The organism is Dactylosporangium sp. NPDC000521, from assembly GCF_042898305.1.
GTDB lineage: Bacteria > Actinomycetota > Actinomycetes > Mycobacteriales > Micromonosporaceae > Dactylosporangium.
The window spans coordinates 56,786-74,631 of record NZ_JBIAYW010000003.1; the positions used below are offsets into that span (position 1 = coordinate 56,786).

Annotated in this window: 13 protein-coding genes; 6 read left to right on the forward strand and 7 right to left on the reverse strand. The window is 72.1% G+C overall.

The window, feature by feature from the left end; translation table 11 throughout:
• Window positions 1-10 precede the first annotated feature (10 nt).
• Entirely contained in the window at window positions 11-1,018 is a 1,008-nt protein-coding gene (locus ACFY3L_RS10440) for a cellulase family glycosylhydrolase (protein ID WP_389321301.1), read from the reverse strand.
• A 111-nt stretch (window positions 1,019-1,129) separates the two neighbouring features.
• On the opposite strand from ACFY3L_RS10440, the gene ACFY3L_RS10445 reads away from it, so the two are divergent.
• The gene (locus ACFY3L_RS10445) at window positions 1,130-3,376 is read left to right on the forward strand and encodes a HelD family protein (protein ID WP_389321303.1); all 2,247 of its coding nucleotides are present in this window, start codon (window positions 1,130-1,132) and stop codon (window positions 3,374-3,376) included.
• Window positions 3,377-3,421: 45 nt separating this feature from the next.
• Here the strand turns inward: ACFY3L_RS10445 and ACFY3L_RS10450 are convergent, their stop codons facing one another.
• Together ACFY3L_RS10450 and ACFY3L_RS10455 are read right to left on the reverse strand one after the other, a co-directional pair.
• Window positions 3,422-4,306, reverse strand: coding sequence for a hypothetical protein (locus ACFY3L_RS10450; RefSeq protein ID WP_389321305.1), 885 nt, complete (start codon window positions 4,304-4,306; stop codon window positions 3,422-3,424).
• 9 nt (window positions 4,307-4,315) lie between these two features.
• The gene (locus ACFY3L_RS10455; protein WP_389321307.1) at window positions 4,316-5,248 is read right to left on the reverse strand and encodes a sulfotransferase family protein; all 933 of its coding nucleotides are present in this window, start codon (window positions 5,246-5,248) and stop codon (window positions 4,316-4,318) included.
• Window positions 5,249-5,343: 95 nt separating this feature from the next.
• Here ACFY3L_RS10455 and ACFY3L_RS10460 point away from each other — a divergent pair, with 95 nt between their 5' ends.
• From ACFY3L_RS10460 to ACFY3L_RS10475, 4 genes are all read left to right on the forward strand, one after another.
• Window positions 5,344-6,240 (forward strand): ParA family protein, encoded by an 897-nt coding sequence (locus ACFY3L_RS10460; protein WP_389321309.1) that lies wholly within the window; start codon window positions 5,344-5,346, stop codon window positions 6,238-6,240.
• 13 nt (window positions 6,241-6,253) lie between these two features.
• A complete protein-coding gene (locus tag ACFY3L_RS10465) occupies window positions 6,254-6,673 on the forward strand; it encodes a hypothetical protein (protein WP_389321311.1) in 420 nt (139 codons plus the stop codon).
• Window positions 6,674-6,735: 62 nt separating this feature from the next.
• Window positions 6,736-8,037 carry a TIGR04013 family B12-binding domain/radical SAM domain-containing protein gene (locus ACFY3L_RS10470; RefSeq protein WP_389321313.1) on the forward strand — a complete coding sequence of 434 codons (1,302 nt, stop codon included), beginning with the start codon at window positions 6,736-6,738 and terminating at the stop codon, window positions 8,035-8,037.
• A 36-nt stretch (window positions 8,038-8,073) separates the two neighbouring features.
• Entirely contained in the window at window positions 8,074-8,727 is a 654-nt protein-coding gene (locus ACFY3L_RS10475; RefSeq protein WP_389321315.1) for a hypothetical protein, read from the forward strand.
• 103 nt (window positions 8,728-8,830) lie between these two features.
• Here ACFY3L_RS10475 and ACFY3L_RS10480 read toward each other — a convergent pair whose 3' ends face one another.
• From ACFY3L_RS10480 to ACFY3L_RS10490, 3 genes are all read right to left on the reverse strand, one after another.
• A complete protein-coding gene (locus tag ACFY3L_RS10480) occupies window positions 8,831-10,099 on the reverse strand; it encodes a cellulase family glycosylhydrolase (RefSeq protein ID WP_389321316.1) in 1,269 nt (422 codons plus the stop codon).
• A gap of 115 nt (window positions 10,100-10,214) precedes the next feature.
• Entirely contained in the window at window positions 10,215-11,636 is a 1,422-nt protein-coding gene (gene gltX / locus ACFY3L_RS10485) for a glutamate--tRNA ligase (protein WP_389321318.1), read from the reverse strand.
• Between the two features lie 9 nt (window positions 11,637-11,645).
• Entirely contained in the window at window positions 11,646-12,188 is a 543-nt protein-coding gene (locus ACFY3L_RS10490) for a MarR family winged helix-turn-helix transcriptional regulator (protein ID WP_389322576.1), read from the reverse strand.
• A gap of 47 nt (window positions 12,189-12,235) precedes the next feature.
• Here ACFY3L_RS10490 and ACFY3L_RS10495 point away from each other — a divergent pair, with 47 nt between their 5' ends.
• Entirely contained in the window at window positions 12,236-15,427 is a 3,192-nt protein-coding gene (locus ACFY3L_RS10495) for an efflux RND transporter permease subunit (protein WP_389321320.1), read from the forward strand.
• A gap of 141 nt (window positions 15,428-15,568) precedes the next feature.
• Here ACFY3L_RS10495 and ACFY3L_RS10500 read toward each other — a convergent pair whose 3' ends face one another.
• A complete protein-coding gene (locus tag ACFY3L_RS10500; RefSeq protein WP_389321322.1) occupies window positions 15,569-17,164 on the reverse strand; it encodes a methyl-accepting chemotaxis protein in 1,596 nt (531 codons plus the stop codon).
• Between the last annotated feature and the right edge of the window lie 682 nt (window positions 17,165-17,846).

Sequence of the window (17,846 nt, forward strand, 5' to 3'; positions counted from 1 at the left end):
GCACAGCTTTTCATCGTCTGGCCGCCAACCAGAAGCCGCCGTAGATCCCGGCCTCCCGGGAGGTCTGCCGCAGGCCGTCCGGGCCGTCGATCAGGCGCCTGCCCCAGTCGGTCCGGCGGGCCGGGCGGAACGCCTCGACCATGTCCAGGTAGTGGTACTCGGCGCTGTTGCCGCTCCACGCCCAGCCGAGGTATCCGAGGTCGTGCTGCTGGCAGTACGCCATGATCGCGTCCTCGTCCGGGTCGCCGTACTGGTGGAGCGAGGAGAACTCCCCGACGACGATCGGCAGCCGCTGCCGCACGAACGTGTCGAGGTAGCCGGAGACCTTGTCCGGGGTGTTGAACGGCCCGTACATGTGCACGTCGAAGACCGTGTTGTGCTCCGGGTCGGCGGCGAACACCTCCGCCGCGTGGTCGTGCATGACGTGGAACGAGTCGTTGCCCCAGTTCGGCGCGTCGACCATGATCGCGTGCAGCAGGCCGGCGGCGCGCAGCCGCTGGATCGCCCGCTTCGTGTCGCCGATCCAGTCCATGTTCACCGCGTGGCCGGAGGGCTCGTTGGCGACGTTGATGATGACGTACGACTCCTGCCGCAGCAGCACCTTGCGCAGCGTCAGCCAGTAGTCGACGGCGTGGGCGATGGTCGCCGCGCCGGGCTCCGTGCCGTACCCCATCGTGTCGTGCACGTCGAGCACGCAGATGAGCCGGTTCGCCCGGCACTGCCCGATGATCCCCGCGACCTCGGCGGGGCTGGTCGCGGGGAACCCGGTGCCGCTGGAGAGCGCGACCCGCACCGAGTTGGCCCCGGCCGCCTTGATGTCGGCGAACACCGACTTCGGCCCCTTGCCGAAGTAGTACCCGTGGTTCACCCCGCGCAGCACGAGCCGTTCCCCGTTCGCCTCGACGAGATGCCCGCGTTCGGCCTTGATGCCACTCGCGCCGTAGGCGGGCTCCACCGAGACGTATGCGGCACCGAGCAACGACAGCAGCAGGGCGAGGAACGCCGCTCTGATCAGCACGGCCGGGCGCTACCCGGTCATCTGCCCACCAAACGGGGATCGACCGGGGTCCCTGTCGCCGGGTAACCTGGAGATCACGTAGCGTGGCCATGATCGTCTGAGAGGCGGGCCGTGGAGTCCAAGTCGGCTGAGCTGGCCACCGAACTCGCCTTGGAGCAGCAGCACTTCGACCTCGCCCGCAAGCACCGCGAACGCGCCCGGGCTGAGCTCGGCGAGGTCCCCGACGCGGCGGCCAACGCGGGCGCCGGCCGCCGGCTCGCGGTCTTCCGCCGCAGCCGCAAGGAGGCGATCGCCCCGCCGGAGGAGCAGGTCGCGTTCGGCCGGATCGACTGCCTGCCCGCCGACCCTCCCGGCCGCTCGGGCGTCGACGACACGTTCTACATCGGCCGGGAGACCATCTTCGACGACCAGCGGCAGGTGCTCGTCGTCAACTGGCAGACCCCGATCGGCGCCCTGTACTACGAGTCGACCCACGAGGACCCGCGCGGCCTGCGGCGCAAGCGCACGTTCCACTGCGACGGCAACCGGATCCGCGACTTCGACGACGTCGTCTTCGCCCAGCTCGCGACTGCCGTCGCCGCCCTGGCGGAGGCGGGGCCCGACGACGCGCTGCTGGCCGAGCTCGACCGGGGCCGCACCGGCACGATGGCCGACATCGTCGCCACCATCCAGGGCGCCCAGTCGCGGCTGATCCGCTCGCCCCTGGACCAGCTGCTCGTCATCGAGGGCGGGCCGGGCACCGGCAAGACCGCCGTCGCGCTGCACCGCGTGTCGTGGCTGCTGTACAACCACCGCGACCGCCTGCGCCCGCAGGACGTGCTCGTCGTCGGCCCGCACCCCGCGTTCACCCGCTACATCCGCACCGTCCTGCCGAGCCTCGGCGACGCCGACGTGGTGCAGCTGGACATCGATCAGCTGGCGCCGCCCGTACAACGTGGGCGGCCGGAACCCGCGCAGACCCGGCGGCTCAAGGGTGAGGCGAGGATGGCCCGGCTGCTCGCGCGGGCCCTGGAGAACCGGGTCGGCGCCCCCGAACCCGCGGAGCGGATGCTCTTCGACGGCGCGTTCCTCACCCTCTCCGGCGTCGAGGTCGCCGCCGCCGTCGCGTCCGCACGGCAGGCCGGGGGCTCGTACGCGCAACGCCGCCAGCGACTCAGGGCGCAGCTCGCCGACCTCGTCCGCGCCCGCGGCGGCCCGACCGACCCGGAGCGCCTCGGCCCGGTCGAGAACCTCCTCGAACGCCTCTGGCCCCTGCAGAGCGCCGCCGCCTTCCTGCGCGCCCTCCTCGGCTCCCGCGCCAGGCTCGCGGGCGCCGCGGGCGACGAGTTCACCCCCGACGAGCTGGCCTTACTGCACCGCCGCGGCGCCGACAAGCTCTCCGAGCAGATCTGGAGCAACGCCGACCTGCCGCTGCTCGACGAGCTGGAGGACCTCCTCAACGGCGTGCAGCGCCGGTACCGCCACGTCGTCGTCGACGAGGCGCAGGACCTCTCGCCGATGCAGCTGCGCGCCGTCGCCCGCCGCTGCCCGACCGGCTCCCTCACCGTCGTGGGCGACCTGGCCCAGTCCACCGGCGCCTGGGCCCGCGACCACTGGGAGGAGGTCACCGAGCACCTGCCGGCCGTGCTGCCCCAGGTCGTCGTCGGGCTCCGGTACGGCTACCGGGTCCCACGCCAGGTCTACGAGCTCGCCGCCGAGCTGCTCCCGGTCGCCGCCCCCGACGTCGAGCCGACCCGCGCCGTCCGCGAAGGCCCCGCCGACCCCGGCATCCACGTCGTCGAGCCCGCCGAACGCGCGGGCCGCGCCGCCCTCATCGCCAAGGACCACGCCCTCGGCGGCCGCTTCGTCGGCATCGTCTGCCCCGCCGCCTGCCGGTCCGAGCTCGAGTTCGCCCTGCACGCCAACGACCTGCAGTGGGGCCGCGCCGACCAGGGCTCGCTGGACGAGGCCATCAACCTCGTCAGCCCCCAGGAGGCCAAGGGCCTCGAGTTCGACGCCGTCATCGTCGTCGAACCGGAGGAGATCATCGCCGAGGACGACCGCGGCCACCGGCTGCTGTTCGTCGCCCTCACCCGCACGATCCGCTACCTCGACATCGTCTGCTCCGGCGACCCGCTCCCCGTCGAACCCGGCCCCGACGTCACCGCCCGCATCCCCCGCCAGCGCGCCGTCATCGAACCCGACCCCGACCCGACCCTCGACATGACCCAGCTGGACCGCCTCGCCGAGGACCTGGCAACCCTCATCGCCGGCAACGCCCCGACCTCCGTGTGGGACGAGGTCCTCCACCGCACCGCCGCCCTCCTCGACACCCGCGCCGACCGCCCCCGCCCCACCGGCCGCCACCGCCGCGACTGACCCGTGTGGTGACCGGGCCGCGGGGCACGCGGCCGGGCGGCCGGGTCAGTTCGGGGTGGGCTCGGTGCGCAGTTCGTGGGCGCCGTCGGGGCGGGTGACCTCGTAGTACAGGCGGCCCGGGACGGTGGTCAGGTAGCGCAGGCCGTGGGGGGTGTGGGGTGAGCCGCACGGGGCGGCGGGCGTGGCGGTCAGTGTGCCGAAGAGGCCGTCCGGGCCCAGGGTGCCGGTAGCGGTGCCGGTGCGCTCCTCCCAGTTCTCCTCGGCGGTGGCGCGGCCGTCGTACGTGGCGGTGAGCGTGCCCCCGTGGACCGAGACGGCGGAGAGGCGGACGCCGCGGGCGTCCCACTGGCCTGGGCGGGGGGCGAGGGCGACGCCCTGCCAGGACCAGTCGACGCCGTCGGGGCTGGTGGCGTACCAGGTGGACATGCGGTCGGCGTGTTCGGGGGTTTCCAGGGGGTGGACGGAGGCCCAGAGGTGCCAGCGGAGGCCGTCGAAGTGCAGGACGGGGTCCTTGACGCCGATCTCGGCGGAGCCGGGCAGGACGGTCCGGGCGGGGGCGTCGCCGAGCTTCTCCGGCTCGTCGGCCTCCAGGAGGTCGACGCGCCAGTGCTTGGTGCCGGGGGTGGCGACGCTGACGTACAGGCGCCAGCGGCCCTCGGGGGTGACGACCAGGGCGGGGCGCTCCAGGGAGGCGCCGCCGAAGCGTTCCTTGGAGACCTCGGCGACCGTGGTGAAGTGCAGGCCGTCCGACGAGCGGGCGACGACGTTCGCGTACCCGCGGCCCGAGCCGATCGGGCGGCGCAACCGGTACGCCAGGAACACCGACGAATCGAGCATGATGGCGCTCGGGCCGCCGGCCCAGTTGCCGGGGCCGCCGGCGGGCGGGGCGACGACGACGTCGGAACCTGTCAGGCGGGGCAACGCGGGCACTGAGCGCTCCTAGTGGTAGTTGCTGGCGTGTTCGAGGCTCAGCCAGTCGGCGTACGACTCGCCGGAGACCTCCTGCAGCAGCTCGATCTCCTCGATGAACCGGGGCAGCAGCGCGGCACGCTGCTCGGCGGTGACCCTCGGCCGCCTGCCGTGCTGGCGGTGCAGGAGCGCGAGCAGCGGGGTGCTGAACGCCCGGCGCACCGGCACGGGGAACCGATGCCCGATCCTCCCACCGTTGCGCAGCAGGAGGCGGAGCACGGCGTTGACCCGCGTGTCGGCGACGTACCGGCGCACGTTCTCCGGCGGGATCTCCGCCACGTGCCCGGTGCTGACGCCCAGGAAGGCGCAGACGCGGTCGACGGTCGCCCCCGGGTCGTCGCGGAGATCCTTGTAGCGCAGCAGCAGCACCCGCTCGCGAGGGAAGAAGCGCAGCAGGTGGCGCAGTTGGCTGCCGTACCGGCCGAGCGCCGTGTAGTGCCAGAAGTCGGCCCATCCCGCGGCGGTGCGGGCGGGCTCCAGCTCGACCGCCCGCAGGAAGTCCGCCTCGGACTCCAGGCCGGCGCCCCACAGGTGGGACCAGTTGGAGTGGGCGCGGTCGACCGGGTCGCGGAGCACCAGGATGATCTTCGCGTCGGGGACCAGCTTCGCGATGCGCTCGTGCGACGCCAGGTCGTACAGGTAGAACGGCGTCGCCTCGCCCCGCAGCGCCCCTTCGGGCGCGGGGTCGAACAGCGCCTCGTAGTCGTCGCGGCGCCACACGTGCTCCTGGTAGGTCTGCCGGTCGCCGGGGCCGCCGTGGTCCGGTGGCGGCCCGTCGGACAGGAAGAACTTGGGCTCCTTGACCTCGGGGAGGAAGAGCTGCGGGTGGCGGACGAGCGCCGCGTGCAGCGCGGAGGTGCCCGCCTTCGGCACTCCGGCGACCAGGAAGTCCGGCAACGCCATCACAGCCTCCTATGCCTACCTTGTCGATAGGAAAGACAGCCTAACCGCCACGGTCGAGGGACGACAACGGATGCCACCGATGGCATGCTGCCCTGATGAGCGTCGTCTCCGTGATCAACTACAAGGGCGGGGTCGGCAAGACCACACTGACGGCCAACATCGGCGCCGAGCTCGCCGCCCGTGGGCGCACGGTGCTGCTCATCGACCTCGATCCGCAGGCGAGCCTCACGTTCTCCTTCTACCGGCCCGCCGAGTTCGAGTCGCGGCCCACGATCCTGCCGTGGTTCGACGGCTACCTCGCCACCCGCGTCGCCGAGCCGCTGCACAGGTACGTGGTGAGCCCCCGCGAGATCAACGCCGTGGTGCAGCCGCTGGGTGGCCGGCTGGACCTGCTCGCCGGCGACCTCGGCCTCATCGAGGTCGACCTCAACCTGGCCGCGGCGCTCGGCGGCGCCCGCCTGCAGTCCGGCAGCCCCCGCTACCTGCCGGTGCACCGGCTGCTCGCCGACGCCCTCACCGACCACGCGTTCCACGGGTACGACTCGATCCTCATCGACTGCGCACCCAACTTCAACATGGTCACCCGCACCGCCATGGTCGCCAGCGACTACGTCATGGTCCCGGCCCGCCCCGACTACCTGTCGACCCGCGGCATCGACTACCTGCGGGCCCGCATGTCCCGGCTGGTCGAGGAGTACAACGCCGCCGCGCCCCACCCGATCAACCCGGAGATCATCGGCGTCGTCTACACGATGGTCCAGTACACCGGCGCGGGCCCGCTCATCTCCCAGCGCACCTCGGTCAACGAGACCTCCCGCATCGAGATCCCCGTCTTCCGCCAGACCGTCCGCGACAACAAGACCGCCGTCACCGACGCCGGCGAACGCAGCCTCCCCGTCGTCCTCGCCCCGCCCGGCACCGCCTCGATCGAGACCCTACGATACGAGTTCCAGCAGCTGACCAGCGAGTTCCTGGCGCGCACCCGGATCTGAGGAGCCTCCCGCGATGACCGACCCCGCCGACCTCGCCCACGACGTGCTGCTCAAGGTCGCCGCGTTCGTGAAGTCCCTGCCCGCGTCGCAGCTCGCCGACCTCGCCTCCGGCGCGGCCCGCCTCACGCTGGTGCCGAGGAGCGGCACTCCCGCCGCCTCTGCGAAGCCCTCCTCGAAGCCCTCGTCGAAGCCCTTGACCCGCCCCGTCGCCGAGATCGAGACCATGCTGTCGGAGATCGGCACCCGCGCGGCGGCCGTGCAGTACCTCAACGACCAGCGCCTCACCGTCCCGCAGCTCCGCGAGCTGGCCAGGACCTTCGGCGTCGCCCTCCCGAGCAAGGCCGCCAAGGCGGACATCACCGCGAAGATCGTCGACTCCGTGGTCGGCCGCCGCCTCGACTCCTCCGCCATCGACCGCCTGGTCGCCCGCTGACGCCGGCGACCACGTCGACGGCCCGGAGATCTCTCCCGGACCCGCTCCCTAGACTGGGCCCGGTGAGCGACCTGGTCCTGATTCTGCGGTACCGCAAGGCGGTGACCTACGGGTTCCACACCCTGCTGGCGGCGCTGGAAGAGCATGTCACGGACACGCGGTACGAGGTGGTGTTCGCGGAGTCGGCGCGGGCCACCGTCGAGGCGATCAACTCCCGGCAGGGGCGGAAGCTCGTGCTGTGGTCGTTCTACTCGCCGGACGCCGCCGCGCTGGCGGAGGAGCTGGCGACGATCAAGGAGCAGGCGCCCGGGGCGGTCCACGTCGCCGGTGGGGTGCATGCGACCGCGGAGCCGGTGCAGACGCTCGACGCGGGATGGGACGTCGCGGCGGTGGGGGAGGGCGAGCGGACGTTCCTCGACCTCGTCGACAGCGGCGGGGAGCCGGAGGGCATCGCGGGGCTGGTCTACCGCGACGACAGCGGCACCGTCAGGCGGAGCGGGAAGGCGCACAAGGAGCCGCTCGGGACCTACCGCGCGTTTCCCCTCTCGTACAAGCGGATGAACCCGATCGAGATCACCAGGGGCTGCATCTACGCGTGCCGGTTCTGCCAGACGCCGTTCATGTTCTCGGCGCGGTTCCGGCACCGGAGCGTGGAGAACGTGCGGTGGCACGTGGACCGGATGCGGGAGCTCGGGAAGCGGGACGTGCGGTTCATCACGCCGACGTCGCTGTCCTACGGGACCGACGGGGAGGAGCCGGACCTCGCGGCGGTGGAGGAGCTCCTCGCGAGCTGCAAGGAAGGGATCGGGCCGGACGGGCGGGTGTTCTTCGGGTCGTTCCCGAGCGAGATCCGGCCCGAGCACATGACCGTCGAGGCGCTGCGGCTCGTCAAGCGGTACTGCGCCAACGACAACCTCATCGTGGGGGCGCAGTCGGGTTCGGAGCGCGTCCTGGCGGCGGCGAAGCGGGGGCACGACGTCGAGTCGGTGCGGCGGGCGGTGCGGATCGGCATCGCCGAGGGTTTCCGGATCAACGTCGACATGATCTTCGGGATGCCGGGGGAGGACCCGGCGGACGCGGAGGCGTCGCTGAGGCTGGCGCAGGAGCTGGCCGGGCTCGGCGCCAGGATCCACTCGCACGTGTTCATGCCGCTGCCGGGCACGCCGTGGCGGGACGCGCCGCCCGGGGACGTCGACCCCGAGACGATCCGCGCCGTGTCGCGGCTCGCGCAGCAGGGGGCGCTGTACGGGCACTGGCAGAAGCAGCGCGAGCACGCCACCCGGCTCGCCGCCGCGGCGGTCGAGTACCCGCGGCCCGGGCGCAGCCGCACCCTGCTGCCGCTCGCCGAGGAGCCGAGCGGGTGAGCGAGGAGCCGAACGGGTGAGCGAGGAGCCGAGCGGGTGAGCACGGCCAGGATCCGGGCGGCGGCGTGGATCGGCCTCGCGGCCGCGGTGTGCCTGGCGTACGGCGGGTACGCGTTCACCCTCGTCCAGGAGCTCAAGGGCCGCTACGGCGACGACGACCGGATCCTCGTCCGGCAGGGGCACGCCGCCGCCGGCATCCTCGTCGGGCTCGTCGTCGCCGGCTGGGCCCTGAACGTCCTGCGCGGCGGGCCGATGCCGGCGTGGCGGCCGCGGGACTGGTCGGGCTGGACGCGGGGCGTGGCCGTCGCGGTGCTCGCCGGGCTGCTCGCGTTCGCCTACGACGGGTCGCGGGCCATGTCCGACGCGTACCGCGCATCGGAGGGCCGGGGCGTGCACGGGACGATGACGGTCCAGGACTGCGAGGCCCTCGAGTACGGCTTCGAGTGCACGGGCACGTTCCGGGCCGACGACGGCTCCTTCGAGGTGCCCCGCGTCTCCGTCCAGCGGGACACCCGGGCGGCGACCGTGGACGGGTGGGTGAGCGGGCCGCGCCCCCTCGCCATGACCGACGGCACCGCGGGCGCCTGGCACGACGTGGCGCTCCAGCTGGGCATCCTGGCCGCGCTGTGGCTGACCGTCGCCGGACTGCTCGCGGCGTCGGCGGCCGGCCGGCGAAGGCCCGGGCCGTGACGGCGCCGGCTGGTCAGCGCGCTGTGGTGGCCGGCCGGCTGGGTCAGCGCGCTGTGGTGGCCGGCCGGCTGGGTCAGCGCGCTGTGGTGGCCGGCCGGCTGGGTCAGCGCGCCGGTGTGGTGACGGCGGCGACGAGCGCGGAGCGTGGCGAGCGGGTGCCGAGGATGTCCTTGGAGTAGACGGCGAACGTGTGCTCGGTCGAGCCGCGCAGCCCGCGCAGCGTCACCGTCGGCCGGTTCGTCGTGACGAGGCGGGTCTCCGCGGCGCCGTCGACCGCCACCACCTGGTAGGTCGCGTAGCGCCGGGGTGTCCAGGACAGCACGACCTGCGAGCTGGTCACGTCCAGGACCCGCACCTGCTGCGGCGCCCTGGGCGGGGAGGCGGCGCCGTTGCGGTAGACCGTGGCCTCGCGGGTGCCGGTGGTCAGCCCGTTGGGGCCGGAGATGAAGCGGCGGCCCCAGGCGGTGACCTTCGCCGCGTCGAAGTTGTCGACCAGGTCGAGGTAGCTGTACTGCTTGTCGTTGCCGCTCCACGACCAGCCGAAGTAGCCGAGCTCGCGGGCCTCCGCGAAGGCCATGATCGCGTCCTCGTCGGGGTCGCCCCACTGATGCTCGCCGGAGAACTCGCCGATGAGGATCGGCAGGCGGCGCGAGGTGAACGAGCTCAGGTAGGCGTTGACCTTCGTGGCGGTGCCGAACTCGCCGTACATGTGGATGTCGAACAGCGTGTTGCCCAGCGGGTCGGCGTCGCGGACCTTCTCGGCGTTGTCGCGCATCACGAACGACTCGTCCTGGCCCCAGCCGGGCGCGTCGACCATGAGCGCGTGCCGGTAGCCGGCGGCGCGCAGCGCCCGGATCGCGTCGGAGGTCTGCTGCACCCAGGGCATCGTCGTGCCGTTGCCGAACGGTTCGTTGGCGATGTTGACGATGACATGATCCTCCGCGCCGACGAGGGCCTTGCGGACGTCGAGCCAGAACTGGACGGCCTGCGCCATCGTCGCGGCCTTCCGGTCCTGGCCGAAGCCGGTCGTGTCGTGCGCGTCGAGGATGCAGATGAGCCGGTTCGCCTTGCACAGGCCGACGACCTTCGCGACGTCCTCGGGGCCGCTGCGCCGCCACTGGTGCCCGATGCCGAGCGGGAGCCGGACCGCGTTGGCGCCGGCGGCCTTGATCGCGGCGAACGAGCCGTTGCGGTCCGGGTACCACATGAAGTCGTGGTTGACGCCGCGCAGCACGAGGTCGCTGCCGCTGGCCTCGACGAGCCGCCCGTCGCGCACGTGGATCCCCGTGTGCGGGGCGGCGGTCTCGGCATGGGCCCGGGCGGGTGTCAGCAGGACGCCGGCGAGCAGGGCGAGCACGACCAGGCTTCTCACGAGGCGAACCGCTACCCGGGCCGGCCCGTGCTACACCCGCGGGCAGGGTGACGCCGCTGGACGAGCCCTGCCCGGGGGCGCTGCGGCCGGAGCCTCCGCGGCCGCGCGGAGACGGTCAGAGCTTCCCGAGGGCCGCGCGGAGACGGGCGAGGGTGCGCTCGCGGCCGAGGACCTCGAGGGACTCGAAGAGCGGCAGCCCCACCGACCGGCCGGTGACCGCGACCCGGATCGGGGCCTGGGCCTTGCCGAGCTTCAGCCCCCGCTCGGCGCCGACCGCCTCCAGGGCCGACTTCAGCGACTCCGCGTCCCACGCCGCCGTCCCGAACGCCTCGATCGCCGCGCCGAGCAGGTCGGCCGCGCCGTCCTTCATCGCCTTCGCCCAGGCGGCCTCGTCGACGGCCGGCTCCGGCAGGAACGCGAAGTCGACGTTCGGCACGACCTCGGCGAGCAGCGCGATGCGGGTCTGCGCGTGCGGGGCGAGCGCGTCGAAGACCTTCGGGTCGTAGTCGGCCGGGTCCCACGGGGGAGCGGCGACCGGGGTGCCGCCGGGCGCGACCGGCGTGCCGGTCAGCCACGGCCGGCAGGCCTCGGCGAACTCCTGCGGCGTCAGGGCGCGGATGTACTCCCCGTTGAACGCGCGGAGCTTCTTCTCGTCGAAGAACGCCGGCGACGGGTTGACCTCCTCCAGGCGGAACTCGTCCTCGATCACGGACCACGGCACGATCTCGCGGTCGTTGGACGGTGCCCAGCCGAGCAGCATCAGGTAGTTGCGCATCGCGTCGGCGAGGTAGCCCTCGTCGCGGTACTGCTCCAGGGCCACCTTGTCGCGGCGCTTCGACAGCTTCTGGCGCTTCTCGTTGACCACCACCGGCACGTGCGCCCACACCGGCGGGGTCTTGCCCAGCGCCGCCCACAGCAGCTGCTGCTTCGGCGTGTTGGGCAGGTGCTCCTCGGCGCGGATGACGTGGGTGATGCCCATGGTCATGTCGTCGACGACGTTGGCGAGCAGGAACACCGCGGAGCCGTCGGCGCGGGCGATGACGAAGTCCTCGATGAGCTTGTTGTCGAACGTGGGCTCACCGCGGACCAGGTCGACCACGACGGTCGAGCCCTCGTCAGGGGTGCGGAAGCGCAGCGCGCGGCCCTCGCCGGGGCCGAGGGACCGGTCGCGGCAGAACCCGTCGTAGCCGCGGAACTGCGGGCCGGACCGCTCCTGGACCTGCTCCCGGGTGCAGTCGCAGTAGTACGCCTTCCCGGCGGTGTAGAGCTCGTGCGCGGCGGCGGTGTGCTGCTCCGCGTACGTCGACTGGAAGTACGGCCCCTCGTAGGTGTCGCGGGCGATGCCGATCCACGCGAGGGCGTTGAGGATGCCCTCGGTCCACTCCGGCCGGTTGCGGGCCGCGTCGGTGTCCTCGATCCGCAGCACGAACACCCCGCCCTGCTGCTTGGCGTAGATCCAGTTCTGCAGGGCCGAACGGGCACCGCCGACATGGAACATCCCGGTGGGGGAGGGGGCGAAACGCACGCGAACCGTCACACCCCCAGACTAGTGGCTGGCATTTTCGAGGTCATCCGGGATAACGATGCCCTGCTCCAGCGCATCGTCGCGGGCCGCCTCCAGCAGCCGGACCAGCACGGTCTCCAGCATGACCAGCGTGTCGTCGTCGACGCGGCTCAGCAGCCGCTGATGGGCACGGGCGCCGCTGTCCATGATCTCGATCAGGAGCTCCCGCCCGGCGTCCGACAGGTGGATCCGGCGGATGCGGCGGTCGTGGGGGTCCTCGACCCTGGTGACGTAGCCGTGCGTGACAAGCCGGTCGACGATCCCGGACAGGGTGGCCAACGTCACGCCGAGGTGCCGGGTCAGCTCCTGCGAGGCGATCCCGTCGTGGCGGGCCAGCAGAATTAGCACCTTGAGCTGCTGCATTGTGAGGTTTACTGAGAACAGCCGGTTGGTCCGGTCATACGCGAACAGGGTGCGCAGACGCTGCTCGGCCGTCATCACGCGCAGCAGCAGCGCTTCCCTGTGAGTCTTCACAGGGAAGTTGTACCCCCTGTAACCATTTTGTGCGAGGCGAACGGTTAGCATCACACGAACTAACGTCTGTCTCAGCCGATCGGAAGAAGACTCCAGACATGTCGTTTCTCGCCCGGCTCAGTTTGGCGAACCGGGGGCTGGTCGCGATCATCGCGATCGTCGTCCTGGGCTTCGGCGCCATTGCCATCCCCTCACTGAAACAGCAGCTGATCCCGTCGATCGACTTCCCCGCCGCGTTCGTGCTGGCGCCCTACCCGGGCGTGTCGCCGGACATCGTGGAGGAGCAGGTCACCCAGCCCATCGAGAACGCGCTGCAGGGCGTGCCGGGGCTGACCGACATCACCTCCACCACGCGTGAGGGTGTCGCGACGGTCCAGGTGTCGTTCGAGTTCGGCTCGTCCATCGACGACATCACCAACAAGATCCAGACCGCGATCAACCGGATCAAGTCGACGCTGCCGTCGACCGTCGACCCGCAGGTCATCGCCGGCTCGACCGACGACCTGCCGGCCGTGGTGCTCGCCGCCAGCAAGTCCGGCGACCAGGTCGCGTTCGCGCAGCAGCTCCACGCGATCGTCGTGCCCGCGCTGCAGGGGATCGAGGGCGTGCGCGCCGTCGAGGTCACCGGCGCCGGGACGCAGGACGTGGAGATCACCCTCGACCCGGCGAAGGCCTTCCCGGCCGGGGTCAACGCCCAGACGGTGACCGCCGCGCTGAAGTCCAACGGCGTGTCATTCCCCGCCGGCACCCTCACCGAAGGCGACCGCTCCCTCGCCGTGCAGGTCGGCGGTACCCTCGCGACCCTCGACGACCTGAAGAACCTCAACGTCACGCCCACGGCGAAGCTCGGTGACGTCGCCAAGGTCGAGCTGAAGACCGCCGAGACGACGTCGATCACCCGCACCAACGGCAAGCCCAGCCTCGGCATCGCGGTCACCGCCTCGCCCGACGGCAACGCGGTGAAGATCAGCCACGAGGTGCAGGACAAGCTCGACGGCCTGAAGAAGGAGCTCGGCGGCGACGTGGCGATCACGTCGGTCTTCGACCAGGCGCCGTTCGTGGAGAAGTCCATCAAGAGCCTCAGCACCGAGGGCGCCCTGGGCCTGCTCTTCGCCGTGCTGGTGATCCTGGTCTTCCTGTTCTCGCTGCGCTCGACGCTCGTCACCGCGGTGTCGATCCCGCTGTCGGTCGTCGTCGCCCTGATCGGCCTGTGGACCGGCGACTACTCGCTCAACCTGCTGACCCTCGGCGCGCTCACCATCGCCGTCGGCCGGGTCGTCGACGACTCCATCGTCGTGCTGGAGAACATCAAACGACATCTGGAGTACGGCGAGGAGAAGCGCCACGCGATCCTCACCGGCGTCCGCGAGGTCACCAGCGCCGTCGTCGCCTCCACCCTGACCACGGTCGCGGTGTTCCTGCCGATCGGTCTCGTCGGCGGCTTCGCCGGGCAGCTGTTCCGCCCGTTCGCGGTCACCATCACCGTGGCGCTGCTCGCGTCGCTGCTGGTCTCGCTCACCGTCGTGCCGGTCCTCGCGTACTGGTTCCTGCGCCCGCCGAAGCAGGTCGGCGCCCTGGAACGGGAGGCGATCCTCGCCAAGGCCCTCGACAAGGAGGAGCGCAGCCGCCTCCAGCGGACCTACGTGCCGACCATCAGCTGGGTCACCCGTAGCCGCGGCACCCGCTGGGCGACCGTCGGCTTCAGCCTCCTCGTGTTCATCGCGACGCTCGTCCTGGCGGGCCAGCTCAAGACCAACTTCATCGACCAGAGCGGGCAGACGGAGTTCTCCATCTCGCAGGAGCTGCCGGTCGGCTCCAGCCTCGCCACCACCGACGCCGCCGCGAAGAAGGTCGAGGACCTCCTCGCCGCCCGCTCCGACATCGAGTCCTACCAGGTCACCATCGGCGCCTCGGCCGGCTTCGGCTTCGCCGGCGCGCAGTCGGGCAACACGGCCAACTTCTCGGTCACCGCGAAGGAGGACGCCGACGTCGACAAGGTCATCGAGCAGCTTCGCGGGCAGGTCACCGACACGAAGGCGTTCGGCACCGTGAAGGTCACCGCCGGCGGCGGTGGCGGCGGCTCCACCGACCAGCTCGAGGTCGTCGTCAAGGCCAACAACACCGACGACCTGGCCACCGCGGCGAAGGCGGCGCAGGAGGCGATGGCCGGCACCCCGGGCATCGCGGACGTGGAGAGCAACCTCGCGGCCAGCAACCCGCGCATCGACGTGCGGGTCAAGCGGGACGTCGCGGCGAAGTACGGGCTGTCCGACGCGGCCGTCGGCGGCATCGTCAGCGCCGCGTACCGGGGGCAGAACCTCGCCCAGCTCACCATCGACGGACAGGAGCGCGACCTGATCCTGCGCTCCGGCCCGGCGCCGGCCACGCTCGACGCGCTCAAGGCGCTCGCGATCCCCGTCCAGGGCGGCACGACGCCGTTCGTCCGGCTGGACCAGATCGCGGACGTCAAGGAGGGCGCCGGCCCGGTCGCCATCACCCGCATCGACGGCAACCGCAGCGCCTCCGTCACCGGCCGGGCCGAGGGCTCCGACCTGGGCACGGTCTCCGCGGACCTGCAGAAGAAGCTCGACACGCTGACCCTGCCGGCCGGCGCGACCGTCACCCTCGGCGGCGTCACCCAGGACCAGCAGGAGGCGTTCGCGCAGCTCGGCCTGGCCATGCTCGCCGCGATCGCGATCGTCTTCATCATCATGGTGGCGACGTTCCGCAGCATCGCGCAGCCGATCATCCTGCTGGTGTCGATCCCGTTCGCGGCGACCGGGGCGATCCTGCTCCTGCTCATCACGGACACCCCGCTGGGCCTGCCCTCGATGATCGGCGTCCTGATGCTCATCGGCATCGTCGTCACCAACGCGATCGTGCTGATGGACCTCATCAACCAGTACCGGGAAGGCGGCATGCCCGTCCGGCAGGCGGTCATCGAGGGCGGCCGGCACCGGCTCCGCCCGATCCTGATGACGGCCGTCGCGACGATCTGCGCCCTGATGCCCATGGCGATCGGCCTCACCGGCGAGGGCGGGTTCATCTCCCAGCCCCTCGCGATCGTGGTCATCGGCGGCCTGATCAGCTCGACCCTGCTGACGCTGGTGCTCGTGCCCACGCTGTACACCATGGTCGAAGGCACGAAGGAGCGCCGCCGCCTCAAGCGTGAGGGCCGGCACGCCGCCCCCGTGTCCCCCTCGCCGGGGGCGGACGAGCCGGCAGTGGCGGACGCCGAGGGTGAGGGCCGGCACCGCGTCGACCCGTTCGAACCCGCGCCGTCGCACTGACCGCACCGCACGACCGACCGGCCACCCGTCACCTCGACGGGTGGCTGGTCGCGTCAGTGCGCTCCGACCGGTCCGCGATCGGGTCGCTCATCGTGGTCGGGTAGGTCAGCTCGTGGTCGGGTAGGTCAGCGCCTCGATCGCTCACACCCGGAAGCGGCCGACCGCCTCGTTGAGGTCCCCCGCCATCCGGGCGAGCGAGTCGGCGGTGGCGCGGGACCCCTCGACCGTCTGGCTCGTCGACTCGGCGGCGTCGGCGACCCCGCCGATCGTGCGGGCGATCTCGTCCGCGCCGGCGGCCGCCTCCGAGACGCTGCGGCTCATCTCGCCGGTGGTGGCGGTCTGCTCCTCGACCGCCGAGGCGATCGTCGTCTGGTAGTCGCTGATCCGGTCGGTGATCTGCGAGATCCCCTCGATGGCGGCCACCGCCGCGGACGTCTCCGCCTGGATCGTCTGGATCCGGGCCGCGATGTCCTCGGTCGCCCGGGCCGTCTCCTGGGCGAGGTCCTTCACCTCGGAGGCGACGACCGCGAACCCCTTGCCGGCGTCGCCGGCCCGGGCCGCCTCGATCGTCGCGTTCAGGGCGAGCAGGTTCGTCTGCTCGGCGATCGAGGTGATCACCTTGACGATGTTGCCGATCTCCGACGACGACTCGCCCAACCGGCCCACGATGCCGGTCGTCTCGCGCGCCGAGGCGACGGCCTCGCCCGCCACGGCCGCCGCGTCTCCCGCGCTCGAGGCGATCTCCCGGATGGCGGCGCCCATCTCCTCCGCGGCGGCCGCGAGGGTCTGCACGTGGTTCGACACCTCCTGGGCGGCATGGCGCACGGCACCAGCCCGCTGCGCGGTCTGCGCGGCGCCGCCGGCGAGGGTGTCGCTGATGCCGGCCATGCTCCGCGACGAGCCGCGGAGCGCGGCGGCGTTGGTGCTGATCGTCGTGACCGCGGTGAGCATGCTGCCGATCGCCCGGTTCAGCGCCGACGCCATCTTGCCGACCTCGTCGCGCCCGCCGACGTCGGCGGTGCGGGTCAGGTCACCGTCGGCCACCCCCTCCAGCACCCCCGTGACCCGGCGCAGCGGGCCCACGACCGCGCGGGTGACCAGCCACGCCACGCCGAGGCCGAGCAGCAGGCTGAGCACCGCGCCGCTGACGACCAGCCAGTTGGTGCTGTCCCGCCGGTCGCGCAGCGCCTTCGCCTCCGCGGCGGCGGCGCTCGCCTGGCCGGCCACGAGGGTCTCGAACCGCTTGTTCATGTCGTTGGTGAGCAGCTCCGACTTGTTGTACCCGGCCCAGAACCCGTCCAGGTCGTTCCTGTCCGCGGCGGGCAGCACCTCGGTGTCGCGGATCTGCATGTACGACGCCCAGTCCTTACGGAGACTGTCGAAGCTGGCCGGGTCGGCGGCCTCGCCGGCGTACCGCTCCATCGACGCGGCGATGGCGGCGTCGAGCGCCCGCATCTGCTCCTTGTGCTTCGCCCGCCACTCCGCGCTGGAGATGAAGTACTTCACCGTCGTGTTCAGGTCGGCCAGGACGTCCGCGCGCAGCTGGGCGAGCGTCTGGGTGGGCCGGACCCCGTCGTCGTACACGGCCTGCCCGCCCGCCGCCAGCCGGTTCAGCCCGGCGATGCTCAGCCAGACCACGACCGCGGACGTCACGACGACGATCAGCACCGCACCGAAGATCTTCACGCCGACCGGCACGTCACCGATCCGCCCCCGCCCACCCGCGGTCGCGCTCATCCGGACACCTCTCCAAGGCGTTTACTCCACTTATCGAGCGGTTCACCCCGGATCTGAGCTTCCACTCCTGTCAGCGTTGCCGGACCAGCACCTCCGCCACGAGCACCCGCAACCCTCGGCCTCGGGTACGACCTGCCGCACGCTGCGGTGTTCACCGCGATGTCCGACGACCGTCCACCGTGCGCCCCTGCACACGGCTCTCCTCCCCGCCGCCGGACACGCCGGCCCAGTCCCGGCGTCCCCACCTCCGGCGCCGTCGCGCACTGTCTCGCCGCTCCGGTGAATTGCCCGCCGACCGCCACGCGGCACCGTCTTGCAAGCGGGGGAGTCGTCCCGGTGGAACACGGCGGAGGGGGTCCGGTTCACCGTGAACCTCATGGTCGTCAGCCGGGCGTCCTGGGCCGAGCAGCGCGCGGTCCACCCGCACCTGCCCGAGGTGCCGCGGCCAGGCACCCGGTACGGACGCTTCGGCAGGACCTGGAGTCGCCGGCTGGGCCACGTGATGCCGGTCGGTCGCGACATGTGGTGGACGGTCGCGTCGGCGGAGACCGCGGTGGTGGCGGCCGAGGTCGTGGCGGCCGTTGTCGAGCACGGCCTGCCGGCGATGCCGGCCCAGCGGTCCGGCCAGGCGCGCCTGCCGCCAGAGACGGTCGGGCCAGGCGCGCCTGCCGCAGGAGGGCGG

What these genes read in the sequence shown, in the direction of transcription:
- ACFY3L_RS10455 (WP_389321307.1), bottom strand. Translation starts at nt 5,248, where the DNA reads ATGGCGTTGCCGGACTTCCTGGTCGCCGGAGTGCCGAAGGCGGGCACC.
- ACFY3L_RS10460 (WP_389321309.1), top strand. Translation starts at nt 5,344, where the DNA reads ATGAGCGTCGTCTCCGTGATCAACTACAAGGGCGGGGTCGGCAAGACC.
- ACFY3L_RS10465 (WP_389321311.1), top strand. Translation starts at nt 6,254, where the DNA reads ATGACCGACCCCGCCGACCTCGCCCACGACGTGCTGCTCAAGGTCGCC.
- ACFY3L_RS10490 (WP_389322576.1), bottom strand. Translation starts at nt 12,188, where the DNA reads ATGCTAACCGTTCGCCTCGCACAAAATGGTTACAGGGGGTACAACTTC.
- ACFY3L_RS10495 (WP_389321320.1), top strand. Translation starts at nt 12,236, where the DNA reads ATGTCGTTTCTCGCCCGGCTCAGTTTGGCGAACCGGGGGCTGGTCGCG.
- ACFY3L_RS10500 (WP_389321322.1), bottom strand. Translation starts at nt 17,164, where the DNA reads ATGAGCGCGACCGCGGGTGGGCGGGGGCGGATCGGTGACGTGCCGGTC.